Annotated in this window: 13 protein-coding genes; 9 read left to right on the top strand and 4 right to left on the bottom strand. The window is 47.1% G+C overall.

The window, feature by feature from the left end; all coding sequences use genetic code 11:
* Positions 1-323: 323 nt before the first annotated feature.
* The 9 genes from NWE73_RS06055 (at position 324) to NWE73_RS06015 (ending at position 9,195) form a co-directional block, all read left to right on the top strand.
* Positions 324-1,112, top strand: coding sequence for an N-acetylmuramoyl-L-alanine amidase family protein (locus NWE73_RS06055; protein WP_277577396.1), 789 nt, complete (start codon positions 324-326; stop codon positions 1,110-1,112).
* Positions 1,113-1,198: 86 nt separating this feature from the next.
* Positions 1,199-1,930, top strand: a complete 732-nt coding sequence (gene rph, locus NWE73_RS06050) for a ribonuclease PH (protein ID WP_277577395.1) — start codon at positions 1,199-1,201, stop codon at positions 1,928-1,930.
* A 13-nt stretch (positions 1,931-1,943) separates the two neighbouring features.
* A complete protein-coding gene (gene rdgB / locus NWE73_RS06045; RefSeq protein ID WP_277577394.1) occupies positions 1,944-2,537 on the top strand; it encodes an RdgB/HAM1 family non-canonical purine NTP pyrophosphatase in 594 nt (197 codons plus the stop codon).
* A 68-nt stretch (positions 2,538-2,605) separates the two neighbouring features.
* Entirely contained in the window at positions 2,606-3,790 is a 1,185-nt protein-coding gene (gene gltS, locus NWE73_RS06040; protein ID WP_277577393.1) for a sodium/glutamate symporter, read from the top strand.
* Between the two features lie 146 nt (positions 3,791-3,936).
* Complete coding sequence (locus tag NWE73_RS06035) at positions 3,937-4,884, top strand: ribose-phosphate diphosphokinase (RefSeq protein WP_277578188.1); 948 nt, start codon at positions 3,937-3,939, stop codon at positions 4,882-4,884.
* A gap of 89 nt (positions 4,885-4,973) precedes the next feature.
* On the top strand, positions 4,974-5,654 hold the full coding sequence (locus tag NWE73_RS06030; protein ID WP_277577392.1) for a 50S ribosomal protein L25: 681 nt from the start codon (positions 4,974-4,976) through the stop codon (positions 5,652-5,654).
* A 142-nt stretch (positions 5,655-5,796) separates the two neighbouring features.
* Positions 5,797-6,360, top strand: a complete 564-nt coding sequence (gene pth, locus NWE73_RS06025) for an aminoacyl-tRNA hydrolase (protein WP_277577391.1) — start codon at positions 5,797-5,799, stop codon at positions 6,358-6,360.
* A gap of 190 nt (positions 6,361-6,550) precedes the next feature.
* Positions 6,551-7,651 carry a redox-regulated ATPase YchF gene (gene ychF / locus NWE73_RS06020; RefSeq protein ID WP_277577390.1) on the top strand — a complete coding sequence of 367 codons (1,101 nt, stop codon included), beginning with the start codon at positions 6,551-6,553 and terminating at the stop codon, positions 7,649-7,651.
* Between the two features lie 65 nt (positions 7,652-7,716).
* Positions 7,717-9,195 (top strand): amidase, encoded by a 1,479-nt coding sequence (locus NWE73_RS06015; protein ID WP_277577389.1) that lies wholly within the window; start codon positions 7,717-7,719, stop codon positions 9,193-9,195.
* A gap of 6 nt (positions 9,196-9,201) precedes the next feature.
* On the opposite strand, the gene NWE73_RS06010 is transcribed toward NWE73_RS06015, so the two are convergent.
* The 4 genes from NWE73_RS06010 to NWE73_RS05995 form a co-directional block, all read right to left on the bottom strand.
* Positions 9,202-9,945 (bottom strand): substrate-binding periplasmic protein, encoded by a 744-nt coding sequence (locus tag NWE73_RS06010; RefSeq protein ID WP_277577388.1) that lies wholly within the window; start codon positions 9,943-9,945, stop codon positions 9,202-9,204.
* 49 nt (positions 9,946-9,994) lie between these two features.
* Positions 9,995-10,816: an ABC transporter permease gene (locus NWE73_RS06005; RefSeq protein WP_277577387.1), complete on the bottom strand. Its 822-nt coding sequence runs from the start codon at positions 10,814-10,816 to the stop codon at positions 9,995-9,997.
* Positions 10,813-11,661 (bottom strand): ABC transporter permease, encoded by an 849-nt coding sequence (locus NWE73_RS06000; protein ID WP_277577386.1) that lies wholly within the window; start codon positions 11,659-11,661, stop codon positions 10,813-10,815. The genes NWE73_RS06005 and NWE73_RS06000 overlap by 4 nt, the downstream gene beginning before the upstream one ends.
* A 77-nt stretch (positions 11,662-11,738) precedes the next feature.
* Complete coding sequence (locus tag NWE73_RS05995; protein ID WP_277577385.1) at positions 11,739-14,120, bottom strand: transglycosylase SLT domain-containing protein; 2,382 nt, start codon at positions 14,118-14,120, stop codon at positions 11,739-11,741.
* Positions 14,121-14,176: the final 56 nt, after the last annotated feature.

Here is a 14,176-nt window from a genome sequence, read left to right as displayed (position 1 = left end):
TTAACAAGCAATAGAATATCGGATGTTTGGGCAAAAAAAAAGACGACCAGGATTGGGGGGGGGGATCTCCTGGCCGCCATGGGGGGGGTACCAGTCTATAAAGCAACGGAGGTGCCAAGACCAAATGTTCGTCAAATCCAAAACAACTCACAGGGAAAGCAAAACCTCTGTCGAGGATTTAGACGAAAACCGACAATTGGCGCTGGCAATTTGTGCTTTGAACTTCGCAATCTCACAGCTCCTGCTCTTTTAGCGGGCACATATTGAGTGATTTCAAGAAGCTGGACTCGACAGGAAGCCTTGTAAATTTCTACTCTACATAAATGAATATTCTCAATTTGAGACAGCTTATTGCCGCCATCGCGATATCAGGCTTGTGGGCTGGACCTGCATCGGCCTTTCATATCGTCATAGATCCCGGCCATGGCGGCACTGACACAGGCGCTGTTCATAGCAATATCAAAGAGGCAGATCTGGTATTAAAGGTCGCCAACAAACTCAAAGCGCTGCTTGAGAAAAATGAAAAATTCAAAGTCACCATGACCCGTGCGGCGGACCGCAATATCAGCCTCCCCGATCGAGTGAAACTTGCGGAAGGATCCAAGGCTGATTTGTTCGTGAGCTTGCACGCCAACGCGGCTTCCGATCAAAGAGCCAAAGGTGTCGAGTTTTTCTTTCAGAACAACTTACCCCCTGACGAAGAAAGTCTTTTCCTCGCCAGTCAGGAAAACCAGGCCGTCTTAAATTCCATGCATGCAACAGATGACACCAGCAATGATCTTTCCAAAAAAGGTGACGTCGCGGCCATCGTGGAGGACCTCCGTCGTCAAAATCGCATCACCTCCAGTCTGCGCCTTACGCAAACTTTGACGCAAACCTGGGAAAATGATGTGAGGTCTTCGCAAGCTACCATTAAGCAAGCCCCGTTTTATGTGATTTCAAAAACCTCCATGCCTTCTGTCCTCATTGAAGTAGGATTCCTCACAAACCCTCGCGAAGCAAAGCGCCTCACTTCGGCAGACTATCAGTCAGATCTTGCTCAAAAAATCTACACCGCCCTCGTGTCCTACAAAGAAAAGGTGGACAAGGCTGAGGCCAAGACTCTAAATTAGGGGCTCACAACTGGTGTGCACTCCGGCTTCGCCGGGGCTGATCTACACTCCGGCTTCGCCGGAGTAGGCAAAGTAAAGGAGCTCCCATGCGCGCAGACGGCCGTCTTTTCGATCAACTTCGTAACGTCAAAATCACCCCTAATGTTTCTGAATACGCTGAAGGTTCAGCACTGGTTGAGTTCGGAAAAACCAAAGTTCTTTGCACAGCATCTTACGAAAGCAAAGCCCCTCAATGGTTGGCAGGAACTGGCGCTGGCTGGGTGACTGCAGAATACGGCATGCTTCCCCGCTCCACGCACACTCGTAACAAACGCGAAAAATCATTGAACAGCGGACGCACCCAAGAAATCTCCCGTTTGATTGGCCGCTCCCTTCGCGCAGCAGTTGATTTAAAACAACTCGGCGAAAAACAAATCATCATCGACTGTGACGTGCTCAACGCTGACGGCGGCACTCGCACGGCTTCTGTAACTGGTGGCTTCGTCGCATTGGCTCTGGCACTGAAGAAGCTCCATGCCGTGAGCGAAATCAAAACCATGCCTTTGATCAATTACGTTTCTGCGATCAGCGTGGGTCTTCATAACGACAACATCTTTCTGGATTTGAACTACGAAGAAGATTCTTCCATCGGCACCGACATGAATTTTGTTATGACCGACAAAGGAGCTTTCGTCGAAGTGCAAGGCACAGCAGAGCACACACCTTTCACACGCGATCAACTTTTCAAAATGATGGAAGTCGCAGACAAAGGTTGCCGCGAACTCTTCATCCACCAAGCAGCAGTAATGGGCGAAATCTACAGAATCGCCGGCAAGTAGTTAGGAACTAAAAATGGATTTGTGGATTGCGACTGGTAATAAGGGTAAACTCACAGAGTATAAAATTCTTTTAAGCGAGATTGCTGATCTCAAGATCTTCTCGCAGGCAGACATTCCTTCGTTCACTCCTCGCCCCGAGGATGGCAAAACGTTTTTGGAGAATGCACGCATCAAAGCCAAATCTTTGCGCGCCGTTAAAAATAACGTGTGGGTGCTGGGTGAAGATTCCGGTCTTGAAGTGGAAGGTTTAAATAATCTTCCGGGCATTCACTCTGCACGTTATGCCGGACCGAAAGCTTCTGACAGCGAAAATGTCGCGAAGTTGATCAAGATGATGTCTTTCCGCCCAATGCCAAATCGCAATGCGAAGTTCGTTGCTTCCACGGTGATTTACACTCCCGAAGGTGAAGAGTGGGTGTTCACTGGCGAAATGAAGGGCAAGATTGCCTCCAAGCCAGCAGGCCTGCATGGCTTCGGCTATGACCCCGTGTTCATTCCTGAAGGGCAAACGCAAACTTTGGCAGAACTGGGCACTGGTTATAAAACACAGCACTCCCATCGCGCGAATGCTCTGAAAGCTTTTCTGGAGAAGTGGCGCACACTTTAAGGAATTCAATTCGGGTTTAAGTGGAAGAAGAGTTTTCTTTTTGAACTCTTCTCGCTTAAGCTCAATGCATGACACTTACATCTATTCAAACAATTGCATTCGCAGCCTTGGTTGTCTATTTCGGCAAATTTCTTAAAAGCAAAATTCATTTCATTGATAAATACAATCTTCCCTCGCCCGTGATCGGCGGTTTTTTGGTGGCCTTTGCTTTGGCTGTCCTTAAAACCTATGGCATTTTTGAAATCGCCTTCGATAAAACCATGCAGGAAGGTTTGATGATCGCCTTCTTCGCCTCTGTCGGTTATGCCGCATCTTTTCGATTGCTCAGAGATGGCGGACGAGCGGTTGTCTTTTTTCTGATTTTGTCAGTCGGTGGATTGCTGCTGCAAATTTTCGCGGGCATTGGTGTCGCCAAACTCATGGGCCTTCCTCCTTTGATGGGCGTTCTGACGGGTGCGGTTTCACTTACGGGCGGCCCAGGCACCGCCTTGGCTTTCGGGCCCGTTTTTGAATCGGCAGGCGTTTCCGGAGCCTCCGCGATTGGCTTAACCACAGCCATGGGAGGAATTCTTTTGGGAGGTCTCGTTGGCACTCCATTAGCCACTCACCTCATTAACAAAAAGAAGCTCCACCATCCTCACCTGTCTCGCGAAGCCACTCATGAAGATCACAACCTGCGTGCAAGGTCAGGGAAAGATCTTTTGCTGCACTTCTTGGCTTTAGCAGTGATTATGGGAGTGGGCACGGCCCTCAGTGCGTGGATCAACAATCAAGGCGTGACTTTGCCTATTTACATCGGCTCTATGATTGTCGCTGCGGTCATTCGCAATATCGAAGACTTCAAACCGACCTTTAAGATTGAAGCCAACTGGATTGAGGAGATCGGCTCCGTCGCTTTAACTTTCTTCATTGCCATGGCCATTATGACATTGAAGCTGGAAGAGCTCAGACATGCGGCCTTGCCGATTCTGGTATTCTTAGCGGTGCAGGTGGTTCTTGTTATGATCACAGCTTTAGGCCCGGCGTTCTGGATGGCAGGACGGGATTATGAGGCGGCGGTCATGAGTTCGGGCTATGTTGGCTTTATGATGGGAACGACCGCAAATGCCATGGCCAATATGTCTTCGTTGAGGCAGAAATATGGCCCCGCCCCGCGGGCTTATCTGGTTGTCCCTCTGGTTGGATCCTGCTTTATCGATTTTATTAACGCGGCCTTCGTGACCTTTTGTCTGAATTATTTTAGTTCCCTCTAAAAAGCCCCTCAAAAGCATGTAAAAAGGCGTCTCTCAGGACGCCTTTTCCATTTCCGAACTTTACTCTTTTCGGGCCCTTTGTTAGTGTCCTGCAAACGCCTGCTCTGACGACGTCGGAGTATATTCAACCTCTGGAGACTCGAGTGATGAAGGGCCTAAAAATCTTTACCGCAAATTCCAATCCAAACCTCGCCAAAAAAGTTGCTGAAGCAGCCGGAGTTGAGCTGGGCTTCTGTGAAGTCAGCAGCTTTGCCGATGGGGAAATTCAAGTTGAAGTCCATGAAAGCGTTCGCGGACAGCATGTCTTTGTGATCCAAAGCACCTGCCCTCCGGTGAATCAAAGCTACATGGAACTCTTTGTGATGCTGGATGCTCTTCGCAGAGCCTCTGCCGCGTCGATCACGGCCGTGATTCCTTATTACGGTTATGCTCGCCAAGATCGCAAAGTGGCTCCCCGCGCCCCCATCACTGCCAAGTTGATGGCTGATCTTCTGACCACGGCCGGAGCCAACCGCGTCGTTTGCGTGGATCTGCATGCCGCCCAAATCCAGGGGTTCTTTAACGTTCCCGTGGACCATTTATTCGCTATTCCGACTTTAGCTCGCGCTTGGAGAGAGGCTTATGGCCAAGGCTCTGAGTTTGTCGCGGTGAGTCCAGACGCAGGTGGGGTCGAAAGAACCCGTGCCTTTGCCAAACGCATTGAATCCTCGATGGCGATCATCGATAAACGCCGATCTGGCCCGAACGAGGCCAAAGCGCTTCATTTAATTGGGGATGTGACCGGCAAAACGGCCGTGATCGTCGACGATATGATTGATACCGCTGGAACCCTTACACAAGCAGTTGACAGCCTTTACAAGAATGGGGCAAAACAGGTGTTCGCCGTCGCAACGCACCCCGTTTTATCGGGTCCTGCTATCAGCCGTCTGAAGGAAAGCCGTATCGAAAAAGTATGGGTGACCGACACGATTCCGTTATCGGAAGCTGCGAAGAATTGCGGAAAAATTGAAGTGGTCTCGGTCGCTCCCGTTTTAGCGGAAGCCATCAAGAGAATCCACGGCAACGATTCTGTCAGTTCATTGTTTGATGCTTAGATTTTAAAGCGCACTGAGCGCAAAGAAATAGCGCCGCCCGCAAGGTGGCATTTTAATAACCCTTTCTATTGGACTAGAAGGAAAAAAATATGAAAAACAGAATCGACCTAACAGTTGAACCTCGTCAAACTGGTAAAGGCAACAGCCGTGAACTTCGTGTAAATCGTCAAGTTCCTGCAGTTATCTACGGAGCAGTATCACCTATCAACGTAACTGTTGGTGAAAAAGAAATCGTTAAGTACAACACTCGTGCTTACGAAAATGCTCTATTCAATTTGAAATCATCTGAAAAAAACGCAAACGGTATCGTTGTACTTGTTAAATCAGTAGACGTTCACCCTCTTTCTCGCCGTCCTCAACACGTTGACTTCTACGCTTTGGATCTTAAAAAAGCAGTTCGCGTTTGGGTTGAAGTTAAACTTGAAGGCAAACCAATCGGTCTTTCTGAAGGCGGTTTGTTGAACGTTGTTAACCGTCAAGTTGAGGTTGAAGTTCTTCCTACAGACATCCCTGAGTTCATCACTGCTGATATCTCTGGTTTGGCTTTGGGCGATGCTCTTCACGTTTCTGACTTGAAAGTTGCTTCTACAGTTAAAGTTATCTCTGGTGGCGAATTGACAATTGCGGTTGTTAGCGCTCAAGACGAAGAAGTTGCTGCTACTCCAGCTGCTGCGGCTCCGGCTGCTGCTCCTGCTGCGGGTGCAAAAGCTCCTGCTGCTGCTGCTGGCGCGAAAGCCCCTGCTGCTGCAAAACCAGCTGCGAAAAAGTAATCTCCTACGGGGAAATTATTTTTTCCCAAAAGGAATTCTACTCCGGCTTCGCCGGAGTGCAGACAGTTCTACTCCGACGAAGTCGGAGTGCAAACAGACAAGGCAGCTCACCCGAGCTGCCTTTGTTTTTTAAGAGGGTTCTATGTGGTTAGTCGTCGGTCTTGGCAATCCAGGTAACGAATATAAATTCACCCGTCACAACATCGGCTTCATGGCTGTTGATTATTTCCTCCAAGGTGTCGGCAATCCTCGCCTGCAAAACAAGTTCAAAGCTGAAATCGCTCAAGTAGAGTTCAAAGGCCATCAGGTCATCTTCTGTAAGCCGCAAACTTTCATGAATCTGTCTGGCGAATCTGTTCAGCCTTTGATGGGCTTTTATAAAATCCCCCTCGACCATTTGATCGTTATTCATGACGATATTGATCAGCCCTTCAATCAAATGAAAATTCACAAAAACCGCGGTCACGGCGGGCACAATGGAATCAAAAGCATCTCAGGTTTGATGGGCTCCGCAGACTATGCTCGCCTTAAACTCGGCGTTGGTCGCCCTGACAATCCAAACTTCCCTGTGGCAGACTATGTCTTGGGCAAATTCACTAAAGAAGAGACCACTGTTCTTCCGGATTTCCTCAATAAAGGCTGCGACGCCCTCGAGAGCATCATTCTTGATGGCATCCAAAAAGCTTCGACAAAATTCAACGGTTAATATAGAGTTCCCAAATTAGTTACAAGGGCGTTGAGTTTTTCTTAGTAAGAACAAACCTCAAACACCCCAGGAAGTTGATTTTTTGATTTTATCAAGGCGCGACGAGGAAGGCGTACTGCAAGTACGTCGACGAGGAGCAACGCAGAGAAAATCAAAAAGGCAACTTCCCCCCCTTAAGGAGATTGGATTTATGGCACTTCAGGTTGGTATTGTTGGGCTTCCTAATGTTGGTAAAAGTACCCTTTTTAATGCGCTTACTTCTGCAAAAGCTGAAGCCGCTAACTACCCTTTCTGTACGATTGATCCCAATGTCGGCGTGGTTACAGTCCCAGATCCACGCATGGATAAAATTACGACTTTCATTAAGCCTCAAAAAGTGATTCCAACAACAATGGAATTCGTGGATATCGCAGGTATCGTTAAAGGTGCTTCGCAAGGTGAAGGTTTGGGGAACCAATTCCTTTCTCACATCCGCGCCACTGATGCGATCGTTCACGTGGTTCGCTGTTTCGACGACCCAAATATCATTCACGTTGCGGGCAGCGTGGATCCACTTCGTGATATCGAAATCATCAATACTGAGTTGATGTTGGCCGATCTTGATTCTGCGGAAAAACGTATGAAGCGCACTGAAAAAATGGCGAAGAGTACAACCGACAAAAAAATCAAAATGGAATACGAAGTTTCCAAAAAAGCCGTTGAAGCTTTGAGCAAAGGTCTTCCTGCTCGTTCAGTGACCTTGGATGACCAAGAAGCTCCCTTCATGAAAGAGATGCATCTTTTGACTGCGAAACCAGTTCTTTACGCTATGAACGTCAATGATGCTGATTTCGCTGCTGGCGGTAATGATTGGACGAAGCAAGTTGAAAAACGTGCTGCTGAAGAAAACAATCAAACGATTTTGATTTGTTCTGCAATGGAAGCAGAGATCGCTCTCCTTCCACCGGAAGATCGTGCTGATTTCCTGGCTGCTTTGGGCGCCGAAGAACCAGGTTTGAATCGTTTGATTCGTGAAGCTTACACACTTTTGGGTCTACAAACTTACTTCACTGCAGGTGAAAAAGAAGTTCGTGCTTGGACGATTCGTGCAAACACAAAAGCTCCACAGGCTGCGGGCGTGATTCATACGGATTTCGAAAAAGGCTTTATCAGAGCAGAAACTTACCACTGCGAAGATTTGTTTACTTACAAATCTGAACAGGCTGTTAAAGATGCTGGTAAATACCGCGTCGAAGGTAAAGAGTATGTCGTTAAAGACGGAGACATCTTGTTCTTCCGTTTCAACGTTTAATATGTTCGAATGAGGGTCCTGTAAAAGGGCCCTTTTTTTTGCCTTGGGCCATTCGGAGGTCCGCAATGAACGAACTACTTAAACTTTCTGCTTTGGAAATCGCCGCAAAAGTTGCTGCCAAAGAAGTGACACCCACAGAAGTTTTAGAAGCGCATATCGCGCGCATCGAAGAAGTAAATCCTCAGTTGAACGCGATGGTGGAAAAGGATTTTGTTCGCGCCAGAAAATTGGCGGCAGAGCAAACCGAAATCCTGTCAAAAAATCACTCCCCTCTGCCTCCCCTTTTTGGTGTTCCCTTTACCGTCAAAGAAATGTTCGCCTATCAAGGAATGAAGCGCACTGGTGGCAGTGTTCATCACAAAAACGATGTGATGGATTGGGATGCGACGATCGTGGCTCGTCTTAAACATGCTGGTGCTATTCCGATGGGCTCCACCAATGTTCCTGAGTTGGGATTTTGGTTTGAGACTTACAACAAAGTTTACGGACTCACGAACAACCCCTACAGTCTCGAGCGAACACCCGGTGGCAGCAGCGGTGGCGAAGGCGCTTTGATTGGTGCTGGCGCATCTCCGATTGGTGTGGGCAGTGATATTGGTGGCAGCATTCGCATGCCAGCAACCTTCTGTGGAATCTTTGGCCACAAACCTTCTCAATATCTTTTGCCATTTACGGGTCATTTCCCTTACTCAAAAGAAGAAGTTAAAACCATTCTTGTCGGCGATAAATATCCCTACACCACTTTGGGGCCGATGAGCCGCAAAGCTGGCGACCTTTACAAAATGATGGAAATCATGATGGGTCCTGATGGTTACGATCAGACGACTTTGGCTGGAGCAAAACTCAAAGAGCGTCCCAAAGATTGGTCCAAAGTTAAAGTCGTTCTTTGTGCGGATCCGGTTTTTCATACGGCTCGTCAGACCGATTATGAACTTGTCCAAGTGGTCAAAAATTGCGGCAAACTTTTTGAGGAGCTGGGTGCTGAAGTGATCGAACTCGATCCCCGCTTTTTTGTTCGCTCTACAGAATTATGGTTTGCGGCTCTTAAGAAAACTAAGAATAAGAACTTCTTTGAGGTTCTTAAAGGTAAGGAAGAAAAATTCTCTGTCGGTAAAGAGCTTTTCAAACTGGCTTTTGGAAAAGGTCGCTATATCTTCCCGAATCTGATTGTCTCGTTGGCGGAAATCTTGGAAGGAAGCTCAAAAGATTCGCCAAAGAAGTTGGCTGAAGAACTTCAGGCTCTACAGAAAATGCATGACGATCTCAGTAAAATCCTGGGACCTAACGGGATCCTGATTTTACCACCGCACCCTCGCGTGGCTCCGAAACATCGTGAGCCATTGTGGTCTCCGTTTGATTTTATCTTTACGGGAATCTTTACGACTCTGGGTATGCCAGCGACCTCGATCCCTATGGGACTGAACGAAGAAGGAATTCCATTGGGCGTACAAGTGGTGGCAAACTCTATGAATGATCACCTCACCCTGGGATGCGCAGAACTTTTAGAGCAAACCTTTGGGGGCTGGGTGCCTCCAAAAGAATAAAAATTTCTATTGTTGATACTTCAAAAGATAGTCGTCGACTATCTTTTGAGTGTCGACATTCCCCAAGGCTTTTTCCAGGATCTTCATTTTCTCGGCATGCTTTTTTTGGATAACAAAATAGGTTCCCTGAGTGTGAAGGATGTGCTCACTCACTTGCACTTTTTCTCGAATTGAAGACTGCAATTGTTTAATATGATAAATCGCATTGTCTCGGTCCATCAATGCTCCATCTAACTTTCCCTGGGCCACAAGTCGAATTCGGACATCATCACCAGGATACAGCAAGACCGTGATAACTCCCCTATTCACCAGATCCATAAATTCTTCGAAATATCCGGAACCCTCGTACAGACCGATGCGTTTGCCTTTGAGATCCGACAATTCTTTCCACACTAAAGGGTGATTTTTTTGCTCTACAAGAGTCAGCCGCGACAGGAATAAAGCCTTACTTGGATTGGCGTACCCAGACTGCATACTGGCCAGCCAGGAAAAATATCCTAGATATTTTTGGGATCTGGCCTCTCTTAAGACATGAACAAAGGGCAGATAAGTCACCACGATATCGATATTTACCGTCTGCAAAGCTTCACTCAAAGCTTTGATACCTGCGCCTCCGTCTGGGCATCTTACGCAGGTAAAGGGCGGGAACTCATCGACCACAATATTCCAAGTTTCCCGCACACTTTCAGCGCGGCCGATAGAGACCCATGCACAAAGAAAAAATAGAATGAAGATATTCTTCCAGATCATATCTTCATAATAGGCTCAGCAAACTGACAGCCTCAGATCCAGCGGCAAATTACATATCTCGTTCACGCAAGTGATCTAAGACGATATGGAAACTCCAGACAGTCAGGAACAATACCAAAGATGGGAAGAGGATCAGATGCGGGAAGCTGGAAAGCGTCTTCCATCCCTCGCGAACTAGAATTCCCCAGCTGGTGTAAGGTGGATGAACTCCTAAACCAATAAAACTCATAAAACTTTCATACAAAATATTGGTGGGAATTTGTAAGGCTATCAAGACCAACAAAGTGCTGATCATGTTTGGCAGAATATGGCGGACCAAGATATGGCGACGTGTTCCACCCAAGGCAATGGCGGCTTCGACAAAAGGCTTTCTTTTGATTTCCAAAACCATGCCTCTTGTCACTCGCGCTAGACTCATCCAGTGTGTTGCCGAGATGCCAATGCATAAACCCAAAACCGCCACCAAGTGCGGATCTTCAAAGGGCAGGATCACTTGCATCGAAAGACAAATCACTGACACCAGGATAAAACTTGGAATGGCCATAAAGATGTCACAGGCTCTCATAAATAATTTATCTGTGAAGCCTTCGAACCATCCCGCCACCGCGCCATAGAAAAAGCCAAATACAAAAGTAAGTATCGAACAAACAAATCCAATCAACAATGAGACTCGCCCACCGACCAAAACTCGGGCAAACAGATCGCGGCCTAAGGTGTCTGTTCCAAAAATATGCGCCCAGCTCGGGCCTGCCAAAATGGTGCTGACGTCCTGAGGGACTCCGCCTGTAGGAACAAAAACGAAACTGCCTAAGGTGGCAGCTGCTAGCAACAGCAAAAACAATCCGGCAATGAATAGCAAAATCTTCTTCACGCATCCTCCGTCAAACGAGGATCTAAAAGACGCATGAACACATCCATTAGCGAATTGATGATAATCAAAATGGCGCCGTAAAATAAGGTCAGTCCGACAATCAACGTGTAATCACGGTCATTCAGCGAGGAAATAAACTGACTGCCCAAACCAGGGATGGCAAAAAGCATTTCCACCAGAAATGAACCTGAAAGCAGGCCGGTGATCAGCGGGCCCGCATAACTCAAGAACGGAATCATCGAATTGCGTAGAACATGATGAACTAAAATTCCCCAGGTTCCCAGACCCTTCGCTTTCGCCGTTCGCACATAATCCAAATGCAGGTTTTCGTTCAAGGACGTTTTCAAAAGACGAACCAATGTTGCCAAAGGACGGAAACCCAAGGTCAAGACAGGCAAAACATAATGGATCGGACTTGAAAGAAAGGCCACCGGAAGAACATTGAAATAAAATCCAAAAAGATAAATCAGAAAAGGCCCCCAGAACAAACTTGGCAATGACAGCATCGCGATCATAGTTTGATCCACCAGGCTTTCAAACCAGGTCCCACGGAACCGAATAGAAACCAGTGCCAGCGAGAACGCCCCAAGCAGAACAAACAACAAAGTCACAAGGCTAAGACTTAAAGAGCTGCCAAGGCCCTGCTGAATAATAGATCCAACCGTTTGATCTGGATGCATCATTGAGATGCCAAAATCCCCGCGCAAGGCTGAAGAAATATAACGAACAATCTGTGTGAGCGTGGATTCGTGAAGACCCCACTGCTTTGTCAGGGTTTCCTTCACCAGAGGATTGAGAGCCGCTTCGTCATCAAAAGGACCGCCGGGCAAAAGCTTGAGCAACAAAAAGCTAAGCGTCGCTAGGAACACCAGCGACGCTATTATTTCGAAAGTCTTCTTAAAAAGAAATCTCAGCCAGTTGCCTATATGTCATCCCAGTTTTCTTTACCCACAAGCTCCGCATTCACTTTCACAGGAACCGGTTCTGACAAATACGGGAAAAGATCTTTTTTGTTGCCGTACAATTTTGCATAAACATAAGCATTCGAAACCACGCGCTTCACATAGTTTCTAGTTTCAAGGAAAGGAATGTGCTCAATGAACTCATCGGTTTCCAGGCTGCCAAATGAAACCAACCAGTTTTTAACTCTGTGAGGTCCCGCATTGTAGCCAGCTGCGACCAATGGAATCGTGTTATCGAAGCGGTCCATAAGGCGTTTCAAATAACGAGAACCCACTTTGACTGCCGTTTCGGATTCCAAAAGCATGGGAGCTTTAAAATCCTTATCACCCAACATGCTTGCAACTTTGTGACCGGTAAATGGCATGACCTGCATCAACCCCAAAGCGCCTACTGGAGAAATAGCATCTCTGCGGTAGCTGCTTTCCGCTCTCATAATTCCCCAAACCAACTCTTCTGGCACAGAGAACTTTTTAGTGTACTTTTCTACTGAATCACCATAAGCACGCGGGTAAGCAAGTTCCCACAAATAACGAACCCCATCCACTCCGTTAGCGGCTCTTTGACCACCAAAAGTCACCTGCGCGATATAAGAAGAGCGATTGAAGTGACCTGCAGTACTGTACTCTGTCATCAAAGTACGTAGGTATTCACGATTGGCCGTTTTTCTTTCGATATCGTACAGATCCCAACGCGCCCATTCATTTTCACCAACAATCATCAAGTCGCGGGCACGCTCGAAGCGTTTCATCAAAATCGGACTTGAGAAAGATGCCGTGCTGTCGCCAGAATTTACTTCACTGTCATTTTTCACGACCTCAACAGACTGGCTGTCTGTTGCATCCGTCCCGTCCGCTTCCTCTTCATCACCTTTTTCATCATCGGCAGAGTACTGCGTGATCATCATGTTCTCTTCGGATTCGGACTCGTCACCACGGTAAGAGTCTTCCACTGAAGGCATCAAGAACTCACTCGCTGAGAATCTGGAGATCACACGCGGCTGAATTGGCAAAGGACTTTGCGCAAGTTTTGCTGGCAGAATGGATTCCATTTTCTTAAGACGGGCTTGAGCGGCAATCGCGTAGTAACCCAATAATGGGTCCTTCGCCAAACCTTCCATCATAGAACGGGCTTTTTCTGTCTTCCCCTGGCGGAAAAGACTCATCGCCATCCAGTAAGTCACACGATCATTCGGGAAGGCCTTCCAAACTTTTTTATTTTTCTTTTTCAAAGTTTGCAAATCAGAGAACGCTTTGTAAGCGCCTTGATAGTCACCCTTCAGATACTTCAACCACGCCAAGTGCCATTTTGCATCGCGATTCAATCCTGAATTTGGATACACCTTCATGAACTCTTGGAATCTGCGAGCGGCACCATCGTAATCCTGGAACTGATAGCTCAGGAAGGCAGATTGATAAAGTGCCTGACGACCGGTTTTAGAGCGCGGGCTCATTTTATAAGCTGAGTAATAAGAACCCACCGCTTGTTGAACTTCGCCGGCTCTGGCTGTCGCAGAAGCAAACAAGATCAAATAGTCGAAGTTCTTTTTCATGCTGTCATAATAAGGCGTCAGAATTTGCACGCCCTTCACCAATTCACCTTCTTGAAGATAGAACTGCGCTTGCAACTTGTCGGCTAAGTATTTGTCCGTCTTGCCAAGCTTTTCTTTCATAACATTGATTTCGCCTTGAGCCTTTTGATCAAGACCGGCGAAAAGCAAATATCTCACACGAGTGCGGAAATTTTCTGTCGTCACTTGGCAGTCTGAGGGCTTGCCTTCAAATTCATTGGCTGCCAGATCCACGCTCCAGTTTTGCACTTTTGAATACGCCGGATACTTTTCATACAGCTTAACAAGCCATTTACAAGTTTGGGAGTGATGACCCAAACCTTTTTCAGCCACCGCCAAATTGTAGATCACATCGGGATAAGCCTCTGTGTTGCGCGTTCTTTTTTCCAATTTCACAAATTGCGCGGAAGCATGCTTGAAATTCTTTTTTTCAAGCGCCACCTGGCCAGCAAGATTTGAAGCATCAATGCTCATTTTCACGTTCGGCGAAAGATCTTGAACCCGCACCAATTCTTTTTCTGCCTCATCCATCTTGCCTGTTTTCATATAGGCTTGTGCGAGGTAGAAATGCGCATATTCTTGTAAATCGGTCTTTTGATTTGCGATCTCTTGGAAGGCTGGGATGGCCAGCTCATACTTCGCGGCTTTAAACTGCTCAAGAGCTGCTTTAAAGGAATTGAGCTCATCTTTACCAGATTGAGCAAAAGCCGGAGATACAGCCAAAGAGCTGAAAAGAACACTCGAAGAAAAAATACGTTTCAGGGAGGTCATCATGTCCATCCACTCCATTCAAAAAAAACAAGAGCTTCTATGCTCTATTTGCTGCTCTA

The sequence above is a fragment of the Bdellovibrio svalbardensis genome, assembly GCF_029531655.1.
GTDB lineage: Bacteria > Bdellovibrionota > Bdellovibrionia > Bdellovibrionales > Bdellovibrionaceae > Bdellovibrio > Bdellovibrio svalbardensis.
The sequence above is the reverse complement of the archived record's forward strand: the minus strand, read 5'-3'. Positions and strand labels throughout refer to the sequence as shown.

Coding starts and splice junctions, on each gene's coding strand:
- NWE73_RS06015 (WP_277577389.1), top strand. CDS start 7,717: ATGAACGAACTACTTAAACTTTCTGCTTTGGAAATCGCCGCAAAAGTT.
- NWE73_RS06030 (WP_277577392.1), top strand. CDS start 4,974: ATGAAAAACAGAATCGACCTAACAGTTGAACCTCGTCAAACTGGTAAA.
- ychF (WP_277577390.1), top strand. CDS start 6,551: ATGGCACTTCAGGTTGGTATTGTTGGGCTTCCTAATGTTGGTAAAAGT.
- NWE73_RS05995 (WP_277577385.1), bottom strand. CDS start 14,120: ATGATGACCTCCCTGAAACGTATTTTTTCTTCGAGTGTTCTTTTCAGC.
- rph (WP_277577395.1), top strand. CDS start 1,199: ATGCGCGCAGACGGCCGTCTTTTCGATCAACTTCGTAACGTCAAAATC.
- gltS (WP_277577393.1), top strand. CDS start 2,606: ATGACACTTACATCTATTCAAACAATTGCATTCGCAGCCTTGGTTGTC.
- NWE73_RS06010 (WP_277577388.1), bottom strand. CDS start 9,945: ATGATCTGGAAGAATATCTTCATTCTATTTTTTCTTTGTGCATGGGTC.
- rdgB (WP_277577394.1), top strand. CDS start 1,944: ATGGATTTGTGGATTGCGACTGGTAATAAGGGTAAACTCACAGAGTAT.
- NWE73_RS06055 (WP_277577396.1), top strand. CDS start 324: ATGAATATTCTCAATTTGAGACAGCTTATTGCCGCCATCGCGATATCA.
- pth (WP_277577391.1), top strand. CDS start 5,797: ATGTGGTTAGTCGTCGGTCTTGGCAATCCAGGTAACGAATATAAATTC.
- NWE73_RS06035 (WP_277578188.1), top strand. CDS start 3,937: ATGAAGGGCCTAAAAATCTTTACCGCAAATTCCAATCCAAACCTCGCC.